Consider the following 25,587-nt stretch of genomic DNA (forward strand, 5'->3'; position numbering starts at 1 on the left):
TGAATAGCAACGGAATCCTTTAATAACTTAACTTTAGACTTTTAAATACAGATATCGATCGCTCATTGATCCAATATTACCCACTATATAAAAATGATTTAGGGCATATTTTTAGTTATTGTAGAGTAAAGCTCCTTTAAATAGTTATAAAAAATGTTGAGGAGCATACTTTTATCGAATTACTTAAGGAAATCGAGATCTTATAAATGTCAGAATATCGTTTGCTTGAGTTGCAGTGTTTAATATTTCGTAAAAATCGGGCATCTCAAGCAAAGCAACCAGCTCTGACATTGCGTTAATATGGCTGGTTTTATTAACTGCTGCTAAAGTAAAAATATATTGCGTGGGAATTTTATCATTCTTAAAAATAATTGGTTTTTTCAATACCGTTATACTTAACGACAGAGAGTTAACACCATCTTCTGGTTTAGCATGAGCAAGAGAGACATTTTTGGTTATCAAAAAACTTGTTCTATTTGAATTAACATTTTCAATAATTTTCTCTATGTAACTTCGGTTGATATAGTTCTTTTGTAATAATGGCAATGCAGCTGTAAATAAGGCACTTTGCCAATCGTTAGCAGAGACATTTATTTGAATCAAATCTTCTTGGATCAAATGGCGAATGCCTAAACTTTGATTTTCTATCGTTGTATTTTTATCTGTTTTATAAAAATACTGATAAAGCTCTTTTTTAATACCATTTTCATTGGAAATTGTACCGTATTTTTTAAAAATATCGATCAAGTCAGTTATCTTCGGATAGGTCAAATAAGAGTTAATTTGCGAATAAACGCGCTCCAGCAATAAATACTCTTCTTCATCGGACATGATTGGCGATACGATAAAAAACGGTTTATTTTGGTTATAAAAAACCAAATTATTTACAGTACTAAAGATTATATCGAAAAAATTGGTCAGCTCTAAGGCTTCTGCAGTTTCCATTGGCCCTAAAAATAGAAAATCAGGGAAAAGAAACTTTAATCTATTATAGACAATTGAAGAACTGCCAATACCATTTTGACAAATAATTACGGCAACGATTTGCTGATTAGTTGATATTTTATTTTCGTCTAGAATTGCCGCAAAATAGATGGTTAAAAAAGATATTTCATCATCTGGAATATCATTATTAATGATCGGATAGATAACTTTTAAGGTTTCTTTTACAATCAAAAATAGTTTATTAAACTCTTCTTTTACTTTATCTAAAATTGGATTAATGATTGGCAAACGAAAAAGTATTCGGTAATACGCGGGTCTAAAATGGCTATAGAGTTTTTTCGAAATATCATCATTGTTATCAAATTTTATGCCTAAAAGCTGCTCAAATCTCGATAGAATAATTTGTACAATATTTAAAATCAGCTCCTGATCTACCGTCTTTATATCACGATTGCCAACTGAATTGCCCAGTAGTAGAGAAGTTAGGTATTGTACTTCATAAGTGTTATCATCTATTTTATATAATTTCAGCAATTCTGATGATATATGATACTCTTTCAACTTTATTATGATTTTATTTGGCATTGAAATAACAGGAATATATTCCAGTTTTTTAGCCATTCTAGGCAATAGGAATATCACTGTATAGATAAATTCTTTTTTCCTCTTTTCACCTAATAAAATTTCATTTTTTAGCATAATTTCATTGATATCGTTTTTGATATCAAGGTAATCAACCTTCTCTTGGTTTAAGAAAAGATCATATAGGAATGTATCATCTAAATTATTGGATAAATCTTTGAGTAAATTTTTTAGAAAAAAATTACGGATCGATAATTCATCTCCAACTAACGAATAACCTTTTTCTCTAGTATAAGTGATTAAAATGTCTTCGGAACTTAATAAAAGTTCTAGCTGTTTGATATCATTGGTTAAAGTTGTTTTACTAATATTTAATGCTGATAAAAAATGTAATGAAGAAAGATAAGTATTTACATGATAGAGCAACATTAAAAAAATATATTTTTGTCTTTCCTCTGTTGAAAAAATATAATTTTTGCCAATTTTTCCGTTAATTAAATTCTTAATTAGAAATGCTTTACTTTTATCAGGCAAAGAGTAATACAGGGCATTTTGAACAACCACACTTTGTTCATTTGAAGAGAGGTATGCATTAATTTTTAAAATTGAATAATGTAATTGTCGTTTAGTTATATTCAATAAATTCAATAAATACTCCTGATCACAAGATTTTTCAATCAGAGTTAGGATAATTTTCTTTGAATTTAAGTCAATCATACCTTCTTCCTTACAAAAAATATCAATGAATTACATAATTTATTAGTAATATCACGGATGTTTTTCCTTATATTTCTTTAATGCATTTGCAAGGCTAATTGCATTTTTACTTATTTCCTCAACCGATCCTTTAGTTAATAAAGAACCAATACCAATACATTCAATATCCGTATTTAGCCAATCATCAACATTTTCTAACGTAACGCCACCTGAAGACATAATAGGCACATAAGGCATCGGTGTTTTAATGATATTAACTAAAGATTTACCATAATAATTTGAAATAGGAAAAGCTTTGATCATAGCCGCACCATTCTCTAAAGCCGTGACAATTTCTGTCATGGTGGTACAACCGGGCATATAGGGGATTTGATAACGATTGCATATTTTGCATACTGCTTCACTATAATTAGGTGCTATGATAAATTTGGCGCCAGCAAGAATTGCTAATCGGGCAGTTTCACTATCCAGTACTGTCCCTGCACCGACTAAAATTTTGTCACCATATTCTTGGTTAAGTTGCTGAATTATTTGCCCAGCGTTATTGTTTGTGTAACTAATTTCTACACAATCAATACCACCGGCTAAAATACCCTCAATGATTTCTTGAGCCCTTTTGAATGTTTCAACTCTAGCTATCACTAAAAATTTACTTTGTTCTAACCGAGTAAGTATATTGGTTTTAAACATGATAATTCCCCACTCTATTTATAAGTGATAATAGTTTTTTATCGTATTGACTATGTCTTGGTTATCATTTGGATTCGTGACAGGTAAGACAGGTAATCGAGGTACGCCAACTTCAATACCAGATAAAGATAAACTTTGTTTAAGAACAGAAGGAATGGAAGCATATTTTAAAATCCGGCGAAATTCTTCAAGAGATTGTTGCCATTGTTCAGCTTTATCTAAATTACCGGCAATAAATTGCTTATATATTTCAACATTGTTGGTGGTTAGTAAATTAGATGTAGCTGAAATAGCACCAGTAGCACCTATTTTCAATGCTTTTAGGATGAGGGAGTCAGAACCAGAAAGAACTGAAAACTCATCTCGAGATGTGTTATCTATATAGCCAGCAATATTATTAATATCACCACTACTATCTTTTATACCAATGATATTACTGATTTTAGACAGTTTAGAAACTAGCTCAAAGGATAAATTAATTCCGGTATTTTTAGGTATATTATAAAGTACTATTGGAATAGCAAGGTTTTCGGCAATCATTTTATAATGATTATATAATTCATTTTCTTTCAATAAAACAAAGTACGGCGTAATTACCGATAACGCATCCACCCCGACAGCTATCATATGCTTACCCAGTTTAATGACTTCGTCAGTGGAGTTACCACCAGCGCCAGCATAAACCGGAACTCTTTTAGCCACTATTTCTACAACTTTTTTAGCAAATTTAATTTTCATATCATTTTCTATAACATGAAATTCGCCATTGGTTCCTAATACAAAAATACCTTGAACACCATTTGCAATTAATTTTTCAATTAAAATTTCTGTTGTTTTAATATCAATATTTCCAGAGGATTCGAATGGTGTAACCATTGCAGTTATAATTCCATTTAACATACTTTCTCTCCTCTTATAGAAGCACCTAAACTGCCACCTGGATGCCACTGATAATACATATTTTCGGTTAAACCTACGGATTCTTGAAGTTTTATTGATAAACACTGTAAAATAATGACTTCAGCAAGTATTGATATTCGCGGAGGTTTATTTAAGTTGTCCCCTTCTTGTTTTACTCCAGCAAATAAAAATATGTCACAGTGTTGAGCTAACCAAGAATTGTTATTGCCAGCAACACCAATAATTTTTGTACCTAGTTTTTGCAAAGTACAAATTGCTTTTTTTAACTCTTCAGTTTCACCACTATTGGAAATCGCAATCACGATATCACCAGGTAAAACTTGCCCTGCCGAACCATGAATAGTTTCAGTTCCATCTAAAAAATAAGCAGGTATTCCTATTGATGAGAATAACGAAGCAATATAATGAGCAACATAAGAAGGTTTACCGATTCCTGTAACATGTACCCGACTGCCTTCATTTTTTTTGCTGATAATTAAATCCTTTGCTTTATTTAAATTTTCTTCACCAATATATTTAATATATTCTGACAATTCCGATTTGATACAATCAATATATTTTTCTAACATACAATTCCTCTACTTACTCAATGGTTTGAAAAAGATGATTACTTTTCAAATCATCTTTAATCAAACCCTCATACATTACATGGTGAAATGAAGTATTTTTTCCAACAAAATACCAACAACGTTGTAGTCAATATTTGGGAAGGTTGAGCCTTCTATTCCCATATTGCCAAATATCGGATATAAAACGGTAGGTAAAAAGGCTAACAAGAGTCCAACCACAAAAGAACCTAACATAGCGCCACGCCAGCCACCTGTTGAATTACCAAATACACCTGCGGTACCACCAGAAAAGAAACAGATATGAGCAGCAGGAATAATGACAACTGGAAAATCCAATGCAACCATTATGGTTACACCAACTAAACCAGCAGCATAAGAACAAAGGAAACCGATAATTACAGCTGTTGGTGCAAAAGGAAATACAGTTGGGACATCCAACGCAGGACGTGAGTTTGGAATGAATTTTTCAGAAATAGAGACGAATGCTGAGGTGATTTCTGCTAAGAACATTCTTACACCAGTCATTAAAATTGACATTCCTGCAGTAAAAGTAAATGCTTGAATGAAAGGAAATACTAACCAATGTACTTTACCAGCTAATCCTTGAGTAAAGGTCTCACCTGCTTTAAATGCTGAAATATAGAACAAGACGAGCATAACAACTGCAACGCCCATTAAAAAATCGCGGAAAAAAGATAACCATTTAGGGAAATGAATATCTTCAGTTGTTTTGTCGCTATATTTGCTAAATATCTTACCTAATAAACCAGAAAGTGCATATCCAAACATATTAAAATGACCGATTGCTTGAACATCACTACCAGTAATTCTTCGCATGAATGGTTGACATAATTGTGGCAATGCACTTGAAGCGAAACCTAAAATCGTTCCACCGATTAAAATGGCTGCGGTATTAGATAAACCATAAGATTTTAGGATTAGTGATAATACACAAGCAAAGAATAGACTATGGCCAGTGGTAAAGAAGATATTTTTAAATGGTGTGATTCTGGCAAAAACTAAATTCATTGCAAAACCTAATATTAGCGTCACAGAAGTCACTAAAGCATATTCTGTTTGCGCCATACCAGCAGCTGCTTCTGGTGATGCAACGATACCAACAATATGAAAACCTTCTTGAAATAATTTATTAAAATTTTGTAGAGCACCTGTCATAAGAGCTCCACCAGCACTAAAAATTAAAAAACCAATGGTTGTTTTAAATGTGCCAGTAAAAACTTCTACCAACTGTTTCTTTTGGGCTAACAAGCCAACAAAGGCAACTACGCCGAGTAAAACAGCTGGAGTGCTAAGAAAACTAATTATAAAATCCATTTTAGACCTCTTATCAATTAAATTAATCCATCTTCTTTAAGAGCAAGCTCTAATTTTTCTTTTATTTCATTTTTATCCATAATATTTTTGATTCCGATAATACGTTGTGGAAGATTTTTCTTTTCTAAATCTTCGGCAACATCAGGTAACGTAATGATATATTTACCATTAAATCCAGAAACACCATCTAATGAAGAGTGCTCAAGGGCAATTGGAAAGGCATTTTCTTTGATGACTTCATTCAATTTAATTTTTAACATTAAACTTGACCCAACTCCTGCACGGCAGGCAACTAATGCTTTAATCATTTTCTATACTCCTTTCAAAGTTTTCTAAAAAATCTATAAAATCGTGCGGTTTTTTCACATCTTGTATAAAAGCTAAAAATTTCTCATCACTAAATAAAGATGCTAATTCTGACAATGCAGATAAATGATCGTCTCCGGTCGGTGAACTTAAGCAGAACAAAAACTTGACTGGATCATTGGCTGAATTTCCTGAAACGATAGCGTTCTTCAGTCTTGTAAATCCTATAGCAAGTTTTTTAGCGCCAGAATCCGATGGCGCATGAGGAATGGCAATATTTTTGGTAATGACAATATAAGGACCAATTTCTCTTAATATAGCGATAACTTTATCGACATAATTTGTCGTAACAGCTTCATCAATAACTAATGGTGACATTGATAATTCTATTGCTTCCTCAAAGCTACTAGCTTCAATATCAAGTTGAATATAAGAAGCTTTGATAAGTTTAGTTAACAAAGGTTTTCTCCTTTTGCAAAATCCATTTCAATTTGATTATACGAAGGCCTTGATATTAGACAATGATTATTGGGATTACTTTTTGTTGAGAAAAAACAAATAAAAAACAAAATGTGACTCTTAAAAATAAAAAACAGATAACCGGAGATTCTGATTAAGAATTTTATTGTTACAGACAAAACATAAAGTCATTTAAATTTGTCTGGATTGTGCTTGATATTGATCGATCATCTACAACTAAGAGAAGATTAATTGCAGAATAATGACAGAATAACTGACGTTCATAGACAATATTAAAATAATAGAATCGCCTTGTTAGAGAACTTTTTATGTTCAAATATAAGCAAAAATTGAGAATTACTAGTCCTATATAATTGTAGAATCGAAGCTATTCATTCCAATATTATAGAATTAACAATATTTCGATAATCTTTTAGAGGAAAATATTAGATAAAATAACTGAAGCATTTCTTTATTATTGAATCTTTTGATATTTGAAATTGGAGCGGGAAACTTAACTCAAATAAGCGAGCTAAGCGATTGAAAAAACAAATCTAATTTATACTTGATTTTTTCTGTCCTTAATTATGTCCTTATTTTTTGCGTAATCCAATGAATTTTGTTGGAAGCTTAAAAAAAATAATTTTCATGCTTACCTATTATTTGATGTGATATTAAAAATATTATTTCAACTCTGTTGAGAAATTATCAGTAGGTGTTGATGATGGTTTTGAAGTCATTCTCTTCTGTATTTTTACGTAAGCATTGTGTATTCGAGTTCCAAGTGGTCATTGTTGCAATGTATGATGGTCAGAATTGCTAATAAAATTGAACTGCTAGGAGCGAATAGCCATTATAATTTCACTATGAAGCAATAATACTAAAAGCTAATGATTTTGCTTGCTGTATTGGCAAAAATCCATATGTCTACTTTGCCCACACTTGAAGTTTAGATAACCACGCCAATACGCTGAGTTCTAATCGAATTTGAGCTGTATTCTCATCTTCTCAAACCCGAGTCGCCCAAATTAAACTGCCAGTTAAAGGTAAGGTGTTTTGAATGACTAGTTATTTAGGCAGAACTTGAACTCTGGATTCAACAGACCCTGAGTGCCCCCCTAGATCAATGACAACATGCCAATAGCCTGCATTTGGAATAGGAAGTCTACTAATAGATGTAGTCATATTACCACCGTAATATTTATATGGGCGGCCATTTTTGTAGTTACTGAAATTAGAGTTATCGAGAAGAAGTACATTAGCTGCATTACCTCTCAAGGTGACTTCTACAACTTGCCCTTGTGAAAGTTGCCCCAGATCATAGTGAGTGAATTCCATTGTATTCTCCTTGTTAAATGAATGTATTTAGAATATATATTACAAATGGATAAAAGTACATGCTTTTGTCTGACTCTGGTATTAACCACAGACCATCATACATTGCAACAGTAGCTACGCAAGCTGAATTGCGTGGCCAAGTTAGATTGGAATATGTAAGCTAATCTTATGATAAAAAAAGAAATTAGCTTTATAAATGCTATATTTCCCATATACTTTACTTTTGCATGGTTTTATATATATGTTATTATTGTAGTACCATCTAGTTATCTGTCATACTTAAAAAATATTGGAGAATATTTTGAGAGAATGCTTGCAAGAATTAGTAAAAACGACATTAATAAAAAAATATTCATTACCTGATAAAAAACACAGTATTAGTGGCATAAATATAAGTAATCATAACGATAGTGTATTTTTTTGTTCTTCAAATAATGATTTGGTCAAATTAATTTATAATTCAATAATAGATTATTCTTTCAATGAGTTTGAAATATCTAATCAAAATTATTCAAATTTACTATTTAAAGCGTTACAAACTAAAATTAGATATGAAGAATGGAAAAAATCATCAGAAAAAATAAAGTATGGTTTTTTTGGTGAGGTGATTCTTTATGCTATTCTTTGCCAGTATTTTAAGTCAAAGCCTCTAATCGCAAGAGGGTATTTTTATAATCCTCTTGAAAATTCAGAAACTAAAGGTTATGACTCTTACCATTTGGCTTGTTTTAATGAAAAAATTTACCTTTGGTTTGGTGAAGTAAAATTTCGAAACACATTATCAAGTGGAGTCAAGAGTGCAATAGAAGGACTAGATAAAGCATTGTCTGACGATTATTTATCAAAAAATATTTTATCAATGGAAAACCATAGAAATAATTTTAATCTAAAGAATAGCAAAATAGAAGAAATACTTAAAGCTTGGGGTGATAATCCCAATATAAAAATAATAGAAGAAATTAAAAAACATAATTTAACTCTAGTTTATCCTATTTTATTGATTTATTCAGATAAAAACCCAAATTTTGAAGAAAAAATAGTTAAAGCAGTCGAGCATATAAATACACATTGTATAAAAAAGAAATATTCTTTATCCATTAAATATAAACTTTTTTTTATTCTATTACCTTTAGATGAAGTTAAAAAGGTTAAACAGGAGGTTATTGAATGGATCGAGTCCAAGCAGCCTCTCTTATCATAAAAGACCTAAATTTATTTTTTGCTAAAGAAATGACAGAGGATCTTTTTTTAAAAAGAGTGTGTTCTTATTTTGATGGTATAAAAGGACTAGAACTAACTAGTGCTGATTATAAATTTTTGAAGTATATAGCAAATATTTCGGGAGTTCCTCATTATTACGATTTGCTTTTTTCTAGATTTGGTCATAAAAACAAACTAACGGAATATGATTTAAATACGTTTTCATCTGTGTTTTATGAAAGTTCATTGCATATAGATGAAAATATTAAAATTCATAAGTTCCAAAAAAAAATACTAGACCAGTTTGATCAAAATAGATGTAATAAGTATTTTTTATCTGCAACTACCTCATTCGGAAAAACATTTCTTATCTATGAAATTATAAAAAAGCTAAAATATAAAAATGTTGCATTAATCTTTCCCACTATTGCACTATTGGCGGAAAATTATGAGCGTTTATTAACAAATCAAGATTACTCTTATTTTCATCAGTTCAATATTCATACTTTGAGTGATATTCAAGAATTTTCAGACAAGAATATTTTTATCTTCACACCTGAACGTTATTTGTCATTTATTGATAAATATAAAGAAGTCCAATTAGATTTTGTATTTATTGATGAAATATATAAGATTGATAATGAATATTTGATAGATCAAGTTAATCAAGAGAATGAAAGAGACACTGCATATAGAATAGCTCTTAATGATATTTTGAAAAAAACTTGTGATATATTATTAGTGGGTCCTTATATTGAGTTTCCCGATAAAAATAATAAAAATTTAAATCAATCATTTAATATTTTTCTGCAAGAAAATAATTTTAGATTACTTGATTATAATAAATTTGAAATTGTAGCCAAAAACATTTCAATTATTAAAAATAAAAATACTGTCGCTGATGATAGCCTTGTCTTAAATTTAAAACAATGTAGTAAAAAAGATGAAAGAGTTGTTCAAATCATTTCTTCTATACGAAATATTAATGAAAATGTCCTTTTATATACAAAAGGATATGGAACAGCTGAGTCGAGGGCGAAATATATTATAAAAACAATAAAAATTAAAGATAGCAGTTTACATGTAGATCTAAAAAAATTTATTGATCACTTGAAGCAAGTTTTTAATTTTAAAGATGATTTTGGAAATATTTGGATTGTTGTTAGAGCACTTCAAAATAAAATAGGAATACACCATGGTCTAGTACCCAAATATATTCAGAAAGAGATAGTCAGTCTCTTTAATTTAGGATATTTAGATGTGTTAATTTCTACAACAACAATTACAGAAGGAGTTAATACATCTGCTAAAAATCTCATTGTATACAATAGTTCTAAAGGGACTAAAGAGCTAAAAAAATTTGATGCAAAAAATATAGTAGGTAGAGCTGGGCGTTTTCTGCATCACTACAGTGGAAGAGTTTTGATTTTAGACGAAAAATTTAATAATATTCTAACTGGGTGCGACTCAGAAATAAAACACAAAAATTATGACACTTCATCTGTAAAGAATGAAATCGATTATTTTATTACTGATAATAAATATTTATCGCCTGAAAATATTAGAGATAAGGAATCAATTATTTTATGCCAAAAAAAACTTGGCATACCAGATGAAATCATGTCGATGTTTAAAGTGATTGGATATAGTGATAAAATATATATTTTTCAAGAGATTATGAAAATATCTCAAAAAGATTTATTAGCTATTAAAAACTTAATAAAAAGTACTAATTTTTCTCCTGTTTCCATTGATTTCGATGGATTAATGATTGTTTTAAATATCATTAGTCCAATAGTTAAAAATAAAACACTTAAGTTCTTTATTGAAAATAAAACGTCTGTAAAACATGGTCGAAACGCAGGTAAATCCTATTCAACACTTGTTTATATGCTTTCAGCTTATTTACAAGGAGGTTTTTTAGGAAGCGTAAAATATAATCTGACTAGAGTGAATAAAAATGGCAAAAAATTTACTATAGATGAGTCTATAAGATTTTCATCCTCTTTTATTTTTAACATATTGAAATATCAACTGGTGAAATATCTCGGTGTCTTTAACATAATGTACAAATATAGTCAAGCAATTTTATTGAATAAGGATATCGATGATCTACTCGGTATTGATAAACTATTATTAAAGCTTGAATATAATGCGATGTCAGATAAGGGAAGATTAGCCAGTGATTATGGAGCCCCTAGTAAAATCATTGAATATTACGAAAAAAATGAAAATATAAAAATATTTGAAACATTTGACTCATTTGAAAAAGAAAAATTCTCTCAAATTGAAAAGGTTATAAATAAACGCTCTGTATAAAATAGACTGACAAGTTCAAATAGATTAATATAAGTTTATATTTACGGTCGTTGAACAAAGTAAGTGGATATAGTTTTTTTATAGTCTATCCCATCGGCCCTAGTTTTTTATAGCTCATTTTTAAATTATCAATAAAATCTTCACTGATAGTTGGAAGCCCGTATACATATTCATCCTTATTATGTATGCGAAATATTTTATATTGTGGAGTTGTACCGACTTTCCCAATATATATTGATTTAAATGGTCTACTTTGTAGAATTTTCTTATTAAGCTCATTATCGTCAATTAGATTATATTGGTCTGCTGTTAAATCAACAGCTATATCGTTTATTTCAAGCCAATAGTGTGAAATTGTTTCTTCTCTGTTTTTATTTTTTGCAAAACCACACACGCCATAAATTGTTTCATTTTTCCATTTATACAAAATATGATAGCAAAAAAGTAAGGATGTAAGTTTGCAAGACATGATGGGAAAGCTGTCTAGCAAAAGAGGAACATCTTTATTTTTATTACTCTCTAATAGTATTCTAAATTTTTTTGCTTCAATTGTTATTTGTTCAATAGTAAGCATAACAATCCTAATATTGTAATGATAAAAAAATAATGTATGAACTATTTTTACACTATTTCAATAATATGGAAATATATTAGCTTAATTTAATAGATACAAAAAATTAAGTACCATACACCTGCTTTACATACTTCCCACGCCCATCCCCATGCCCCAAATCCATCGACACTTTAGCCAATGCTTCTTGTTCGCTATAGCCTTGTTATAGGTAGTGATCTATTTGCTCTTAAGTAAAGGTATAACGTATACTATGGGGTGAAATCTTACCCGTTAAACCCAAACGAAATACGCTGCTTATATTGCCAATAAAACCGAAAATGCCAGCGCTTAGCGCCACTGGGTTCAATCCGTAACCCCAAACCACGCCCATCAAACAGCGTATATACAGACGACTTCGCCTTGGCGAGGCGAATACCTAAATTCGTTAAACGACTCATACTCATATCCTCTTGATAAAAGATAAAAACGAAAAAAGAAAGTAAAAAATAGAAAACATCAAGAGGTCGACCTACGACAAAATGAAGTAGAATCAGACTAAATTAGATAATGAGTACCGAAGTACTTAACTTGAAAAACGATACACTTTAAGATGTACTTAAACGTAGTACATTTGAGCGTACTTCAATGGCTTTGCTTGGAAAAATGAAATACGTAACGCCTTGATTATCTGTAACTTGCAGACGTTTTGGACATCTGTAGATTAATAATTGGAGCGGGAAACGAGGTTCGAACTCGCGACCTCAACCTTGGCAAGGTTGCGCTCTACCAACTGAGCTATTCCCGCATAAGAAGTGTTTTAAATGGTGCCCGGGGCGAGACTTGAACTCGCACGGCCAAAAAGGCCGAGGGATTTTAAATCCCTTGTGTCTACCGATTTCACCACCCGGGCTCAAAACTTAGTTCCGAAAGGTAACTGCGTTTTGGATGCTGTGCATTTTACCGATCTTAATTTTTACGTCAATAGAAAATTTAAAATAATTGTCTAATTGCTCAATGTTTGTCACATTTAAGGGAATTTTTAATCAATTCCCTTAAAATTCAGTTTTTCTAGGATTAAAAATCAAAATTTTGATTAATAATCTGACTTAAATTAAACACTAAAAGAAGAACCACAACCACAAGTAGTAGTTGCATTCGGATTATCAACGACAAACCGTGAACCTTGTAAACCTTCAATATAATCTATGGTGCCACCAACTAAATATTGCAGACTCATCGGATCGATAACCAAAGAAACACCATTTTTTTCGATAGCGAGATCGTCTTCATTTACTTTTTCATCAAATGTGAAACCATACTGAAAACCACTGCAACCACCACCAGTTATATAGACTCTCAATTTTAGATTCGGATTTTCTTCTTCTGTTACTAGAGATTTAACTTTATTTGCTGCCGCATCAGTAAAGTTAATTGGTAACGCATCGCTCATTTTATTCTCCTACTTTTATTACTGTTATATTATATACCTTTGAAAAAAGAAAATACAAAACGAAAACGTCGATTAGATAAATTTGCGTTAGCTAGCTTGAATTTAGCTTAATTTTGTGAATAAATACCACAACCTTAATTATAGAGATAATCATGATTATGCATAACACCTTTAAATCTGAAAAACTTTACCGTGAAGCATTAGCTTTTATGCCTGGTGGTGTTAACTCACCTGTACGAGCCTTTAATGGGGTTGGTGGTACGCCATTATTTATAGAAAGAGCTGATGGTGCTTATATTTATGATGTAGATCAAAAAGCTTATGTTGATTATGTTTTATCGTGGGGGCCGATGATTTTAGGACACAATGACCCTGATGTTGCCAATGCTGTTATTAATGCGGTACGCAATGGATTAAGCTATGGTGCGCCAACTGAGATTGAAACTAAAATGGCCAATCTAGTGACTGAGCTGATGCCATCTATTGAGATGCTGCGTATGGTAAATTCAGGTACTGAAGCGACTATGAGTGCTATTCGCCTTGCTCGGGGTTATACCGGCCGTGATAAAATTATTAAATTTGAGGGGTGTTATCATGGTCATGCGGATTATTTATTAGTTAAGGCTGGATCCGGAGCACTAACTTTTGGTCACCCTACTTCACCCGGTGTTCCTGAAGATTTTGTTAAAAACACTTTAGTTTGTGATTATAACGATTTAGAATCCGTCAAAAAACAATTTGAGCTGTATCCCAACGAAATAGCGGCAATAATTATTGAACCAGTTGCTGGTAATATGAATTGTGTACCAGCTAAAAAAGCGTTTTTACAAGGATTAAGAAGCTTATGCGACAATTATGGTGCATTACTTATTATTGATGAAGTAATGACAGGTTTCAGAGTTGCTTTAGGTGGTGCTCAAGAATACTATGGCGTTGTTCCTGATTTAACTTGTTTAGGTAAAATCATTGGTGGCGGAATGCCGGTCGGTGCTTTTGGTGGACGTTCGGAAATAATGCAAAAATTAGCACCAACTGGCCCAATTTATCAAGCGGGAACGCTTTCCGGTAATCCAGTTGCAATGGCTGCCGGTTATACTACTTTGAAAAAATTGATGGATGTTGGTATTTATCAGGAATTAGAAGAGAAAACTTCTTACTTAGTTAATGGCCTGTTATCTGCTGCAAAACGTTTCAATGTTCCTTTTATTGTCAATCATGCCGGAGCTATGTTTGGTTTTTTCTTTACAAATGCTGTAGAAGTGAGCAGTTATAAAGATGTTATGAATTGTGATATTGAATTATTCAAAAAATTCTATCATCATATGCTCGCTGAAGGTGTTTATTTTGCACCATCCGCTTTCGAAGCAGGTTTCATGTCACTTAGGCACACAGATAAAGAAATCAATCATACGATTGATGTAGCTAGTCATTTTTTTAAAAATTTAAGTTAAGTTGATAAAATAAAGTAATTTATACCCATAGCGATTAAAATTTTAAACTAAAACATAGGTAATAAATTTATGGTTAATCCGATAAAAGAAGGTGAAGAAGCACCTCAATTTTCTCTACCTGACCAAGATGGTGAACTAGTAAGTTCCAATGATTTTGAAGGTCAGCGAATTTTGCTCTATTTTTACCCAAAAGCGATGACACCAGGTTGTACAGTACAAGCGTGTAATTTACGTGATAGTGCTGACGATTTTAAAAAATATAATGTAGTTGTTATTGGTATTAGTACAGATAAACCAGAAAAATTATCACGTTTTGTTGATAAAGAATTATTAAATTTCACCCTACTTTCCGATGAAGATCATAAAACTTGCGAAGCATTTGGTACATGGGGTGAAAAAGAATTTATGGGGAAAACTTATGACGGAATTCACCGCATAAGTTTCTTGATTGGTAAAGATGGTAAGATCGAAAAAGTTTTCGATGACTTCAAAACCGCCAATCATCATACCGTGGTTTTAGATTATCTTAAAAACCATTGTTAATTTTTCAACTAAAGCCGATTATTTAATTAAACGGCTTTCTTTCGCTTTTCATATTATTTATCTTTGCAAAATTTGATCAACCATCAATAATCAGCTCATAACGACAAATCGCCATTGTCATTATCAATATTTATTCTAAAAATTATACATTATTTAATCTAAATTCTCTTTTATTTTCAAAAGCAGTAAACAAAATAAACTAATTATTACACTGATAATGGTTAATATAATTAAAGTACCATTAAAGGCTTTATGATAACTACCAATAATATCACTAAGCATAATTGACTGCATATCTGTCGGAATATTAGATAGTGGTAAGGCAAGATTCCCACTAGCCACAGAAGTTATCCAGTCATTGATTTCATCGACTGATGAACTATATTTTATTAATAGATTTGGTAATACATCATTAAGCTTAACAGATAATAATGAGCCATAAAGTGCAACAGCGATAGCTTCACTACCTAATCGGAAGGTGTTTAATAAGCCAGCAGCCATACCGGTCTGGTCAGGATTAACACAGCTTAACGCTAGACCATCAACAAGTCCTGCAGTTAGCCCCATACCTGTTCCAATCATAAATAAGGCCAAACAGATCAGATATATTAACCCATCAACACCACCACCAAAAAATAATAAAATTGCGCCCAAAATCATTAAAGCTAAACTAACAATAATAATAGATATTGCAGATATACCACATGAAACAATTTTTCCAGCAAGCAAAGGACAAAATAACACAGGGACCGTCAATGTGATCATAATTATACCAGCATAAGTGGGACTAAATTGCATCACCCCCGTTAAATAGCTTGGGTAATAGGTAAGCAAAGTAACAAAGCTAAAACTTGCAACAACAGGCACAAGAATCAACCCCATGTATTTTTTATTTTTTAATAAATTGAGATTCAAGACTGGATTGGTAATAGATTTTTCATAAATTACAAAGGTAAAGACCAAAAGAATCGTCATAGCTATTAATAGTAAGGTTTTTAAATTTACCCCACCTTGTTCAGTGCTGTTGCTAATAAGAAGCATCAACAAAAACAAAGCTATAGTGAAAATTATTGAACCAATTTTATCAAATGGAGTTTTATATTTATTTAAACTATCTTTAGTAATAGCTGGCGTCATAGATATAACTATTGTCAAGACAACAGTATGTAATATAAAAATAGCACGCCAGCTAAATATATCCAATAAAAACCCAGAAATTGTTGGTCCAAATGTAATCCCTAAACCTGCCGTGGTGCCAAAAAATGCAAAAGCTTTAGTTCTCTTCTCACCACTAAATGTTTTGATGAGTATAGCACTTCCACATGAAAATATAGCTGCACCACCAACACCTGCGAAGCCTCTAGCTATATCCAGCATTAGAGGGTTGATAGAGATAGAGGATAATAAAGAAGCAATTGTGTAAACCATGGCGCCAATTATAAAGACTCTTTTATGACCAAAATTATCAGCAAATGCTCCCCACAATAAAGTAAAACAAGCGAAAGTTAAATTAAAACTATTAACAATCCATTGTAGTGAGGTTGAGTTAGCAGAAAGATTTGCACCAATAAAAGGCAAAGCAATTGCCGTTCCTGAAATGGAGGTTGGCACTACAAATACAGCTAGTAATATGGAGGTTAAAACAATGGTTTTTTTAGAGTTTTCAATTCTTGAGTTCATATGTCAATTCTCTAGAAATATTTTATAACTGGTTAAAAATTAAATCTGAATGGGTAATCTATTAGAGAGCATCAAAAAACGATTCTTTAATACAAAAAAGCATATGCATTAGGAATGTAGACTTGCCAAAATAACATAGCAATAGATAATAATTAGGACTTTAGGTTTTGTATTCGTTAAAAATGACTATTTCCTTGATTATTACACTTTGCAATTTAAAACTTTTACCTAGTTTTATTCAACATAGTCTTTATTCCTTTACTATTTCAAGCAATATACTTAAAATTTTAATTCTGTTTTAATGACCTTATAATACTATCGGCAGATAACGTTCCATTAATATGATAGGTTCGATAATTATCGAACATGAATATTATTAATCTGCTTTTTGCTCATGTCAATTTTTTTTGATATTAATGATTATTTTTTGACGAAAGTATAATTTTAATTAAATAAGAAAATGAAGTTATAAGAATAAAATGAATTTAATTCAAATATTTAAAGCATTAAGCGATCCTAATCGCTTATTGATCATTAAAAGTCTAATAGAAGATGAACCTGGAGCTGAGCGACATTGCACATCATTTGGATTGCAATTAACAAGGGCGACTCGCTCACATCATTTCAAAATCTTAAGAGAGGCAGGACTGATATCACAGGTAGACAGGGGAAATTGTTCTCTAGCAACTTTAAGACGCGAGGAAATTGAAAAAGAGTTTCCTGGATTATTGGAATTAATTTCGACTAACTGGCAACCTATGTAAAAGAATTAAAGTTTTCTTATAGTAATATTTAGCAATAACATTTTAAAAATTATTTTTTTAAAAAAAACTAACTTTCGCAAAACCTTTTATTTTCAAAGAGTTTATACATCTGTAAAATATTCAAAAACTGACAATACAGCTTTTTGAATAATCTAGAAAGTAAAAAACAGTATTCCTATTAAATAATTTCAATATATAAGAGGCAATAAAAAGAGATCCTCTAATTAGTCTAAATCAAAGCCAACCAAACCATTATTAATTTTTCAACTAAAGCCGATTATCCAATTAATCGGCTTTTTTTTCGCTTTTTATATTATTTATCTCTTCAAGATTTGGCCATGCATTAATAATAGCTTTAACTAATGTCGCAAGCGGTATGGCAAAAAATACACCCCAAAATCCCCATAAGCCGCCAAATATAATAACAGCAACAATAATAACCAATGGATGAAGATTGAGTTTTTCAGAAAACAGATAGGGAACCAATAAATTACCATCAAGAGCTTGAATTAGAATATAGAAGAAAATTAAATAACCAAATTGTGCCGTGAAGCCCCATTGAAAGAGTGCGATTAATACCACCGGAATACTAGAGATAATAATACCAATATAAGGGATCAGTACGGAAAGGCCAACTAAAACAGCTAATAATAAGCCATAATCTAAACCAAAATACCAAAATGGGATATAAACACAGATAGTTAATATAACAATGTGTAAAACATTGCCGACTATATAGTTGGAAATTTGCATATCCATTTCAGAGGCGACTTTATTTAATATGGTACGATTCTTAGGCAATGCCTTAGAACAGTAACCCCATATTTTCGCTTTATCTTTCAATAAGAAAAACATAATAATTGGTACTAAAACTGCATTAATGGCCACTGAAACTAAGCTAAATAAAGAACTAATTGAAAACTGTAATAGTGAATTGCCTGTTTGCACAACTCTACTGGTTATACTCTGAATTATTGAATCGAATAGACCAACATCAATTAATTCAGGATAGTGTTCTGGTAAAGATGTAATAAATTTATTTGCAAAATTCAACATATTGGGAATATTAGTGATTAAGCTAACACTTTGTTGCCAAATTAGCGGTAACAAAATCATAATGCCGGTTAATCCGACAAACATAAATAGTAGCAGCACGATCACGACGGCTAATGTATGAGGAACCTTTTTGCGTTGCAAATAATTAACCGGCCTATCGAGTAGATAAGATAAAACAATCGCAATTAAGATAGGTAGTAAAATTTTGTTGAAGAAATAGATGATAAAAAATAACACAATGATAACAATCAGTAACGATACCACATGAGGATCGCTAAAGCGTTTTTTATACCATTCAATAAACAATTTTAACATCTATAACTCCTTCTTGTTGTTTTATTAGTCTATTTGTTGTTAATTAAACTTACTTTTTAAAACCACCCAATATCCCTCGAGTAATTTGCCTGCCTATTTGATTAACGACTTGCCTAGTAGCACTTTTAGCTACGCTTTGCACGACACCATCATGTTGCCCGCCTTTAGCGCCTTTCCAACCAAAAATTAGTGATCCTAGAAAATCCATTACACCACCATGTTGGTCATTATTTGATTGATTCTGCTCTGAATTTATCTCTGCAGAATATTGATTATTTTCGCTATTAATCGTGAAACCTTGTTTGAGTTTTTCATAAGCTGATTCACGATCTATAGTGTTTGAATATTTAGAATAAAAGCGGGATTGATGGATTATTGCTAATTGATCTTCTAAAGTCATGGTTCCCATTTTCGATTCTGGAGCAATTACCATCCCTCTTTGTACTACATTAGGACGCCCTTTTTCATCTAAAAATGAAATTAATGCTTCACCAACTCCAAGTTCCATTATCGCTTTTTCTGTATCAAAGTTTGGATTGGCTCGCATGGTTTGCGCTGCTACTTTAACCGCTTTTTGATCTTTAGGTGTAAAAGCTCGTAATGCATGTTGAACGCGATTACCTAGCTGGCCAAGAATAGTTTCCGGAATATCTGTTGGACTTTGTGTTGAAAAATAAATACCAACACCTTTAGAACGAATAAGACGAACAACTTGTTCGATTTTTTCTAATAAAGCTGGGGAAATATCATTAAACAATAAATGAGCTTCATCAAAAAAGAAAACCAGTTTCGGTTTATCAAGATCGCCAACTTCCGGTAAATGCTCAAACAATTCAGATAATAACCATAATAAAAATACTGAATATAGTTTAGGCGAATTATAAAGTTTATCTGCCGATAAAATATTAATAATGCCACGACCGTGTTCATTAACTTGTAGTAAATCATTAATATCTAACATAGGTTCGCCTAAGAAGAATTCGGCACCTTGTTGTTCAAGTGATAATAATCCTCGTTGTATCGCACCGATTGATGAGGCGCTAATATTGCCATATTGTGTAGTAAATTTTTTGGCATTATCACCAATAAACTGTATTAAAGTGCGTAAATCTTTAAAATCAAGCAATAACAGACCATTATCATCCGCTATTTTAAATACAAGTTGTAAAACGCCTGATTGAACATCATTCAGATTTAATAATCGAGCCAATAAAATAGGACCAATATCGGAAACCGTACTACGAACTGGGTTCCCTTTTTCAGCAAATACATCCCATAACGCTAAAGGTGATGAATCAGGGCGCCAATCAGTTACGCCTATATTTGCCAATCGTGATTGTAATTTGTCAGATAGTACCCCTTTTTCTCCTAAGCCAGTCAAGTCACCTTTAACATCAGCCAGAAAAACCGGTACACCAATTTGCGAAAAATTTTCTGCTATCTTTTGTAGGGTTACAGTTTTACCGGTACCTGTCGCACCAGTTATTAAACCATGGCGATTTGCCAACGATGCAAGGATGTATAAATCATTACCTTCACTTTTTGCAATAACGATCTTTTCACTCATAAACATCTCCCGTTCAAAAATTGCTATTAAAACAATCAAGAATATTGTAAGCTGAAATAGTAATAACTGCTATTGTTATTATTTTAACTCATCTTGTAAGGGGGCAGTATGTTTCCAGAATATCGTGATTTAATCTCTAAGTTAAAAAACACTGATTTACATTTTCAAAAACTGTTTGAAGAACACAATCAACTCGACCAAAAAATTAAGAATATTGAAACGGGTATTACCGTTGATACTTCTGAAACGATTGAAAGTTTGAAAAAACAGAAATTAAAATTAAAAGACCAAATTTATGAAGTTTTGAAAAAAGCAACAGCCTGATATTTCAAAACAATAATATTGATTAATTCTACTTTAAGCTATAAAAAAACCCCAAATTATGGGGTTTATCTCAATTTATCTTTTGCCTCTAATCTACCGTTTATTGTTTATTGACTTGTTCTTGTGCTTTTTTCAATTTACGGTTTTTAATTAGTGTAATTAAATTTTTGTGTGGGGTTTTCATTTTTTACTCCTCTTGTTGTTATTGTTAAATGAATGCTCCTTAAAATATTTTAAAGATGCTGATTAAATGTATAAATATTAGTTTATTAATAATAATGTTTAATCGCTTTTTCAATGATGTCATTACTATAACATAATAGTTCGATATTTATACATTTTTTAGTTAATGATGTAAGCATAACTTACATCAAGGATATTATTTTAGAACCATTGTCCAAAGCGTTTGATGTAAATCTTTTTCATTATTTGGGCAACAACACAGTAACTCAATAATGTTGCAACCAACCATGGGAAATAGGACCATGGTAATGGTTGAAGACCAATTAAGCTGCCAATTGGTGAAAATGGAATATAAATACCCACCGCCATAATTAGCATAGTCATAACAATCACTGGGAATGCTGCTGTGCTTTGAATAAATGGAATTTTTTGTGTTCTTAGCATATGTACTACTAAGGTTTGGGATAACAATCCTTCGATAAACCAACCTGAATGGAACAGCGATTCAGCTGCTACACTATTAGCACCAAAGACAAACCACATTAATGCATAAGTTGTAATATCAAAAATGGAAGATGTTGGACCGATCCAGATCATAAAGCGTCCAATATTTGGTGCATCCCATTTACGTGGTTTTTGTAAAAACTCTTCATCCATCTTATCCCATGGTAATGATAATTGTGAAATATCATATAACAGGTTCTGGATAAGTAAATGAATCGCCAACATTGGTAAGAATGGTAAAAATGCACTCGCAACTAATACCGAGAAAATATTACCAAAATTAGAACTTGCCGTCATATTAAGGTATTTCATGATATTACCGAAGGTTTCACGACCACATATTACCCCCTCTTCTAATACCATTAAGCTTTTTTCCAGCAAAATAATATCGGCTGATTCTTTAGCAATATCCGTTGCAGTATCCACCGAAATACCAACATCGGCATCGCGTAACGCTGGAGCATCATTAATACCATCGCCTAAAAAACCAACTGTATGACCGTTATCTTGTAATAATCGAATTATGCGAGATTTTTGTAACGGAGTTAACTTAGCAAAAATAGTACGTTGTTCAATTTCTACTTTTAGCTCTGCATCATCCATTGTTTCAATTTCAGTACCTAATAAAGGAATACCGGGCTCTAAGCCAACTTCACGACACACTTTAATAGTGATAATTTCATTGTCACCAGTTAAAACTTTAACCGCAACACCATGTTCATTTAATGCTGAAATAGCCTCATAAGCACTCTCTTTTGGTGGATCTAAGAAGGTTAAGAAACCACGAATAGCCAATGCTTTCTCATCTTGGACATTGTATTGCGTTTTAGTTTGTTCTGCTGAAATCTCTTTGACGCCAACAGCTAATACTCTAAAACCGTCTTTATTATAATTATGAGCCAGTTCAATTAATGCTTGTTTTCGTTTTTCATCTAGTGGTAAATATTCACCATTTTCATAAACGAAATCCGAAATAGATAACATTTCTTCAACTGCACCTTTACAGATCATTAAGTGATTATCATCATTGCCTTGCACAACTACAGATAAACGACGACGAACAAAATCAAACGGTAATTCATCTATCTTACGATAAAGACCAACGCCGACTTTTTTAACACTGGTTTTTTCTTCTGCAAAACGGATGATTGCTTTATCCATCAAGTTTTTCATTCCGCTTTGATAGTAACTATTGAGCCATGCAAGTTGTAACACAGATGGATCAACTTGACCGTTAATGTCTAAGTGATGTTCTAAAATAATTTTATCTTGGGTTAAGGTACCGGTTTTATCAGTACATAAAATATCCATCGCACCAAAATTTTGTATTGCGTTTAACCGTTTAACCACCACTTTGCGTTTTGCCATTCCTACCGCACCTTTGGCTAGGTTGGCGCTAACAATCATCGGTAACATTTCAGGCGTTAAACCAACCGCCACTGCTAAGGCAAATAATACAGCTTCTCCCCAATCACCTTTAGTAAAACCATTTATCAATAATACAATCGGAACCATTACTAACATGAAGCGAATCAATAACCAACTCACGCTATTTACGCCCCGATCGAAGGAAGTTTCAGCTCTGGAGCCCACAATGGATTTTGCTAACGAACCAAAATGTGTATCTGCACCAGTTGCCACAACAATCGCTTTTGCAGTGCCACTGACTACATTGGTACCCATAAAACAGATATTATTGACATCAAGAACATTATCTTTATTAATTTCAGATGGATTCACTTCTTCTGACGTTTTTTGTGATACCGCACCTAAGGTATCGTATTTTTCAACTGGAATTGATTCACCGGTTAATACTGCTTGGCTGACAAATAGATCTCTTGATTCGATTAAACGAATATCCGCTGGAATCATATCGCCGGCAGATAACAATACAATATCACCGGGGACAATATCACTTAGAGGCACTTCGATATGTTCAGCTGGCATATTTTTATTTGGCCGACGTAGAACTGTAGCTGTGGTTCGAATCATCGATTTGAGTGCCTCGGCAGCTCTATTTGAGCGAAACTCCTGCCAAAAACGGAGTAAGCCACTTAATGTTACCATGGTTAAAATGATAATAATGCCTGTTAGATCAGTCTCTTCACCACTTTGTAGTGGTAACCAATAGTCAGTCACAAAACTAACTATAGCTAATGTCAACAAGACAAAAATAAATGGATTTTTGAATGCTAGTAACAACTGAACAAAAGCCGAAGGAACTTTTTCCCGAGCTACTTCATTTTTACCATATTGTTCCAATCTTGATTTTGCATTTTCTTGGGTTAAACCAGAAAGGCTTGATTGAAATTTAGATAAAATGTTATCTAGACTGTTTTGAGCTTCCTCAAGTGCTTTTATAGTTAAAGTATTTTCTGTCTTTACTTTAAATTTGTTTTTAATCATAGTTGGTACCTATCTATATTTTTTAGACAAAAGAAACCTATTCCTTAGTTAAACATAACAAGGCATTAATAAGTTTTAATTGACCAAAATTTAAATGCAAAGCAATAAGTAGCCAATAAAGCTAATGCTTGGCACGAAATAAAATTATTGAAAAATAAATTTAATTAAGAATTAGATACAACTAGGTGGCTCTAAATGTTTATCAGTAAGATACAATACTCGTAAAAGTACTTTATGAGCACAATGATGTTTTGAGTTTGTGTGATAGCGTGTAGAAAATTGCATATCGTTCACCGTTACCGTTTTTATCAATTTCGGCTCGTGAACTGAAAAAATTACTATTTAGACAGGTTCATTAACCGATAATGATGTATTTGAATTTATCTCCCCACATTTTGGGGTGACCCGATTGAGTGTCCATATTTCTCCTGTAAATTGAACTCATCACTTTGTATTTCAACTTTTCTTAACCATCATTTTTAACCACCTTATAGTTAAAAAAGTAAGAAAAGCTCAAAGGCGAGCACTTTATACGCTTTTAAATTTAAGAAGTCAACATAATATGTAAAAATAGACTTATAACTGCCTAAAAACAGCACTAATAATGCGGTTATTAAAAAATATTGTATAGAATTAATACCTGTTTTATACAATATCAGTTACAATTGCCCAATTGTCATCAACATTGGTTAATCTGAATGGATCTTACACAACTATTACAAGATAATTGGTTTAATTTATTTCTTATTTTTACACTCTCTTTTGTTGGCTTTATTTATAAAAAAAACACGCCAAAAAACTACTTTGACAATATTATTAAATATGCAGATATTTTAGAAAAAGCACCACAACCAAATTATCAAAAAGATTATTTAAATAACATTAAGAAGAAACTAATTTGGGAAAAAGTCTGCTTCTATAAATCAGGTAATATTAATAAAGAGAGAATTGCTATCTCATTGGTTAATGCGGATAAACATAACATTATTGAACTATTACAATTAAATCAATTCACTCAATATTTTGCTATCAAACAAAATCGAATTACGCTACTAAAACCTTTTTTAATTAAAGAGGTAATTTTAAGTTCCGCTGTTTGTCTGTTTACATTTATTATGTTAATAACCAATTTGCATACTATCTTTAAATCAGCTTGGATTATTAATGTGATTATTTCTCTTTTAACAATTTTTATTATGATTTTTATAATTAGTCAATTTGCTAAAGGACCATTAAAAAGATTAAATACTTATCGCTTAATTTTGAAAGATAGTGACTTTTTAAACAGAGCAAATCAAGAATTTACGAATATACTTGCTGAAAATCACGAACTAAATGAGTCTATCGTTTCACAAGAAGTTGCAAATGAAGAAACAACAGACTAATTAAAATTATTTGGATTTATCCATT

22 protein-coding genes, 2 tRNA genes and 1 pseudogene are annotated in these 25,587 nt (G+C 31.7%); 7 read left to right on the top strand and 18 right to left on the bottom strand.

Annotated features, from left to right (window positions below; genetic code table 11):
- Positions 1–183: 183 nt before the first annotated feature.
- From H3S74_RS09400 to H3S74_RS09435, 8 genes are all read right to left on the bottom strand, one after another.
- A complete protein-coding gene (locus tag H3S74_RS09400; RefSeq protein ID WP_198247747.1) occupies positions 184–2,244 on the bottom strand; it encodes a BglG family transcription antiterminator in 2,061 nt (686 codons plus the stop codon).
- A 51-nt stretch (positions 2,245–2,295) separates the two neighbouring features.
- Positions 2,296–2,934 carry a ketohydroxyglutarate aldolase gene (locus tag H3S74_RS09405; RefSeq protein WP_065651934.1) on the bottom strand — a complete coding sequence of 213 codons (639 nt, stop codon included), beginning with the start codon at positions 2,932–2,934 and terminating at the stop codon, positions 2,296–2,298.
- Between the two features lie 18 nt (positions 2,935–2,952).
- The gene (gene dapA / locus H3S74_RS09410) at positions 2,953–3,834 is read right to left on the bottom strand and encodes a 4-hydroxy-tetrahydrodipicolinate synthase (RefSeq protein ID WP_198247748.1); all 882 of its coding nucleotides are present in this window, start codon (positions 3,832–3,834) and stop codon (positions 2,953–2,955) included.
- Entirely contained in the window at positions 3,828–4,424 is a 597-nt protein-coding gene (locus H3S74_RS09415) for an SIS domain-containing protein (protein WP_198220418.1), read from the bottom strand. Before H3S74_RS09415 ends, dapA begins: the two co-directional genes overlap by 7 nt.
- 75 nt (positions 4,425–4,499) lie before the next feature.
- Complete coding sequence (locus H3S74_RS09420) at positions 4,500–5,759, bottom strand: PTS ascorbate transporter subunit IIC (protein ID WP_086366104.1); 1,260 nt, start codon at positions 5,757–5,759, stop codon at positions 4,500–4,502.
- A gap of 17 nt (positions 5,760–5,776) precedes the next feature.
- Complete coding sequence (locus H3S74_RS09425) at positions 5,777–6,067, bottom strand: PTS sugar transporter subunit IIB (protein ID WP_198220419.1); 291 nt, start codon at positions 6,065–6,067, stop codon at positions 5,777–5,779.
- A complete protein-coding gene (locus tag H3S74_RS09430) occupies positions 6,060–6,524 on the bottom strand; it encodes a PTS sugar transporter subunit IIA (protein WP_198220420.1) in 465 nt (154 codons plus the stop codon). Before H3S74_RS09430 ends, H3S74_RS09425 begins: the two co-directional genes overlap by 8 nt.
- A 1,068-nt stretch (positions 6,525–7,592) precedes the next feature.
- A complete protein-coding gene (locus H3S74_RS09435; protein WP_198247749.1) occupies positions 7,593–7,862 on the bottom strand; it encodes a DUF1883 domain-containing protein in 270 nt (89 codons plus the stop codon).
- A gap of 313 nt (positions 7,863–8,175) precedes the next feature.
- On the opposite strand from H3S74_RS09435, the gene H3S74_RS09440 reads away from it, so the two are divergent.
- Positions 8,176–9,063: a DUF1837 domain-containing protein gene (locus H3S74_RS09440; RefSeq protein ID WP_198247750.1), complete on the top strand. Its 888-nt coding sequence runs from the start codon at positions 8,176–8,178 to the stop codon at positions 9,061–9,063.
- Positions 9,030–11,381, top strand: a complete 2,352-nt coding sequence (locus H3S74_RS09445; protein ID WP_198247751.1) for a DEAD/DEAH box helicase — start codon at positions 9,030–9,032, stop codon at positions 11,379–11,381. The genes H3S74_RS09440 and H3S74_RS09445 overlap by 34 nt, the downstream gene beginning before the upstream one ends.
- Positions 11,382–11,466: 85 nt before the next feature.
- Here H3S74_RS09445 and H3S74_RS09450 read toward each other — a convergent pair whose 3' ends face one another.
- The 6 genes and pseudogenes from H3S74_RS09450 to erpA all read right to left on the bottom strand — a co-directional run bounded on the left by H3S74_RS09450 (position 11,467) and on the right by erpA (position 13,384).
- A complete protein-coding gene (locus tag H3S74_RS09450; protein ID WP_198247752.1) occupies positions 11,467–11,955 on the bottom strand; it encodes a hypothetical protein in 489 nt (162 codons plus the stop codon).
- Positions 11,956–12,058: 103 nt separating this feature from the next.
- Positions 12,059–12,244 (bottom strand): annotated as a pseudogene (locus H3S74_RS12710) (DNA-binding protein); the annotation flags it as partial.
- Entirely contained in the window at positions 12,219–12,398 is a 180-nt protein-coding gene (locus H3S74_RS09455; RefSeq protein ID WP_370547594.1) for an Arm DNA-binding domain-containing protein, read from the bottom strand. The pseudogene H3S74_RS12710 and the gene H3S74_RS09455, both read right to left, overlap by 26 nt.
- Before the next feature lie 265 nt (positions 12,399–12,663).
- Positions 12,664–12,739, bottom strand: a tRNA-Gly gene (locus H3S74_RS09460).
- A 17-nt stretch (positions 12,740–12,756) separates the two neighbouring features.
- Positions 12,757–12,844: transfer RNA gene (locus H3S74_RS09465), tRNA-Leu, on the bottom strand.
- Positions 12,845–13,045: 201 nt separating this feature from the next.
- On the bottom strand, positions 13,046–13,384 hold the full coding sequence (erpA, locus tag H3S74_RS09470) for an iron-sulfur cluster insertion protein ErpA (protein ID WP_160408775.1): 339 nt from the start codon (positions 13,382–13,384) through the stop codon (positions 13,046–13,048).
- Between the two features lie 158 nt (positions 13,385–13,542).
- Between erpA and hemL the strand changes: the two genes are divergently transcribed.
- Together hemL and bcp are read left to right on the top strand one after the other, a co-directional pair.
- Complete coding sequence (gene hemL / locus H3S74_RS09475) at positions 13,543–14,835, top strand: glutamate-1-semialdehyde 2,1-aminomutase (protein ID WP_198247806.1); 1,293 nt, start codon at positions 13,543–13,545, stop codon at positions 14,833–14,835.
- Between the two features lie 69 nt (positions 14,836–14,904).
- Positions 14,905–15,378 carry a thioredoxin-dependent thiol peroxidase gene (gene bcp / locus H3S74_RS09480; protein ID WP_110447716.1) on the top strand — a complete coding sequence of 158 codons (474 nt, stop codon included), beginning with the start codon at positions 14,905–14,907 and terminating at the stop codon, positions 15,376–15,378.
- Positions 15,379–15,531: 153 nt separating this feature from the next.
- Here the strand turns inward: bcp and H3S74_RS09485 are convergent, their stop codons facing one another.
- Positions 15,532–17,058 carry an MFS transporter gene (locus H3S74_RS09485; RefSeq protein WP_110447715.1) on the bottom strand — a complete coding sequence of 509 codons (1,527 nt, stop codon included), beginning with the start codon at positions 17,056–17,058 and terminating at the stop codon, positions 15,532–15,534.
- A 479-nt stretch (positions 17,059–17,537) separates the two neighbouring features.
- Here H3S74_RS09485 and H3S74_RS09490 point away from each other — a divergent pair, with 479 nt between their 5' ends.
- Positions 17,538–17,822: a helix-turn-helix transcriptional regulator gene (locus tag H3S74_RS09490; RefSeq protein WP_110447714.1), complete on the top strand. Its 285-nt coding sequence runs from the start codon at positions 17,538–17,540 to the stop codon at positions 17,820–17,822.
- Between the two features lie 285 nt (positions 17,823–18,107).
- Here the strand turns inward: H3S74_RS09490 and H3S74_RS09495 are convergent, their stop codons facing one another.
- Together H3S74_RS09495 and H3S74_RS09500 are read right to left on the bottom strand one after the other, a co-directional pair.
- Positions 18,108–19,193 (bottom strand): AI-2E family transporter, encoded by a 1,086-nt coding sequence (locus tag H3S74_RS09495; RefSeq protein ID WP_110447713.1) that lies wholly within the window; start codon positions 19,191–19,193, stop codon positions 18,108–18,110.
- A gap of 49 nt (positions 19,194–19,242) precedes the next feature.
- Positions 19,243–20,760, bottom strand: a complete 1,518-nt coding sequence (locus tag H3S74_RS09500) for a helicase HerA-like C-terminal domain-containing protein (RefSeq protein WP_110447712.1) — start codon at positions 20,758–20,760, stop codon at positions 19,243–19,245.
- A gap of 108 nt (positions 20,761–20,868) precedes the next feature.
- On the opposite strand from H3S74_RS09500, the gene H3S74_RS09505 reads away from it, so the two are divergent.
- The gene (locus tag H3S74_RS09505; RefSeq protein WP_110447711.1) at positions 20,869–21,084 is read left to right on the top strand and encodes a YdcH family protein; all 216 of its coding nucleotides are present in this window, start codon (positions 20,869–20,871) and stop codon (positions 21,082–21,084) included.
- A gap of 384 nt (positions 21,085–21,468) precedes the next feature.
- Here H3S74_RS09505 and mgtA read toward each other — a convergent pair whose 3' ends face one another.
- A complete protein-coding gene (gene mgtA / locus H3S74_RS09510; protein WP_110447710.1) occupies positions 21,469–24,177 on the bottom strand; it encodes a magnesium-translocating P-type ATPase in 2,709 nt (902 codons plus the stop codon).
- 698 nt (positions 24,178–24,875) lie between these two features.
- On the opposite strand from mgtA, the gene H3S74_RS09515 reads away from it, so the two are divergent.
- The gene (locus tag H3S74_RS09515) at positions 24,876–25,562 is read left to right on the top strand and encodes a hypothetical protein (RefSeq protein WP_110447709.1); all 687 of its coding nucleotides are present in this window, start codon (positions 24,876–24,878) and stop codon (positions 25,560–25,562) included.
- Positions 25,563–25,587: the final 25 nt, after the last annotated feature.

Source organism: Gilliamella sp. W8126 (assembly GCF_016102185.1).
Taxonomy (GTDB): domain Bacteria; phylum Pseudomonadota; class Gammaproteobacteria; order Enterobacterales; family Orbaceae; genus Gilliamella; species Gilliamella apis_A.

Bases quoted from the DNA above. Each gene is read 5' to 3' on its own strand.
- H3S74_RS09500 (WP_110447712.1), bottom strand. From the start codon at position 20,760: ATGAGTGAAAAGATCGTTATTGCAAAAAGTGAAGGTAATGATTTATAC.
- H3S74_RS09485 (WP_110447715.1), bottom strand. From the start codon at position 17,058: ATGAACTCAAGAATTGAAAACTCTAAAAAAACCATTGTTTTAACCTCC.
- H3S74_RS09455 (WP_370547594.1), bottom strand. From the start codon at position 12,398: ATGAGTATGAGTCGTTTAACGAATTTAGGTATTCGCCTCGCCAAGGCG.
- H3S74_RS09505 (WP_110447711.1), top strand. From the start codon at position 20,869: ATGTTTCCAGAATATCGTGATTTAATCTCTAAGTTAAAAAACACTGAT.
- H3S74_RS09425 (WP_198220419.1), bottom strand. From the start codon at position 6,067: ATGATTAAAGCATTAGTTGCCTGCCGTGCAGGAGTTGGGTCAAGTTTA.
- erpA (WP_160408775.1), bottom strand. From the start codon at position 13,384: ATGAGCGATGCGTTACCAATTAACTTTACTGATGCGGCAGCAAATAAA.
- H3S74_RS09420 (WP_086366104.1), bottom strand. From the start codon at position 5,759: ATGGATTTTATAATTAGTTTTCTTAGCACTCCAGCTGTTTTACTCGGC.
- bcp (WP_110447716.1), top strand. From the start codon at position 14,905: ATGGTTAATCCGATAAAAGAAGGTGAAGAAGCACCTCAATTTTCTCTA.
- H3S74_RS09450 (WP_198247752.1), bottom strand. From the start codon at position 11,955: ATGCTTACTATTGAACAAATAACAATTGAAGCAAAAAAATTTAGAATA.
- H3S74_RS09445 (WP_198247751.1), top strand. From the start codon at position 9,030: ATGGATCGAGTCCAAGCAGCCTCTCTTATCATAAAAGACCTAAATTTA.
- mgtA (WP_110447710.1), bottom strand. From the start codon at position 24,177: ATGATTAAAAACAAATTTAAAGTAAAGACAGAAAATACTTTAACTATA.
- H3S74_RS09495 (WP_110447713.1), bottom strand. From the start codon at position 19,193: ATGTTAAAATTGTTTATTGAATGGTATAAAAAACGCTTTAGCGATCCT.
- H3S74_RS09515 (WP_110447709.1), top strand. From the start codon at position 24,876: ATGGATCTTACACAACTATTACAAGATAATTGGTTTAATTTATTTCTT.
- H3S74_RS09435 (WP_198247749.1), bottom strand. From the start codon at position 7,862: ATGGAATTCACTCACTATGATCTGGGGCAACTTTCACAAGGGCAAGTT.
- H3S74_RS09400 (WP_198247747.1), bottom strand. From the start codon at position 2,244: ATGATTGACTTAAATTCAAAGAAAATTATCCTAACTCTGATTGAAAAA.
- H3S74_RS09405 (WP_065651934.1), bottom strand. From the start codon at position 2,934: ATGTTTAAAACCAATATACTTACTCGGTTAGAACAAAGTAAATTTTTA.
- H3S74_RS09490 (WP_110447714.1), top strand. From the start codon at position 17,538: ATGAATTTAATTCAAATATTTAAAGCATTAAGCGATCCTAATCGCTTA.
- hemL (WP_198247806.1), top strand. From the start codon at position 13,543: ATGCATAACACCTTTAAATCTGAAAAACTTTACCGTGAAGCATTAGCT.
- dapA (WP_198247748.1), bottom strand. From the start codon at position 3,834: ATGTTAAATGGAATTATAACTGCAATGGTTACACCATTCGAATCCTCT.
- H3S74_RS09415 (WP_198220418.1), bottom strand. From the start codon at position 4,424: ATGTTAGAAAAATATATTGATTGTATCAAATCGGAATTGTCAGAATAT.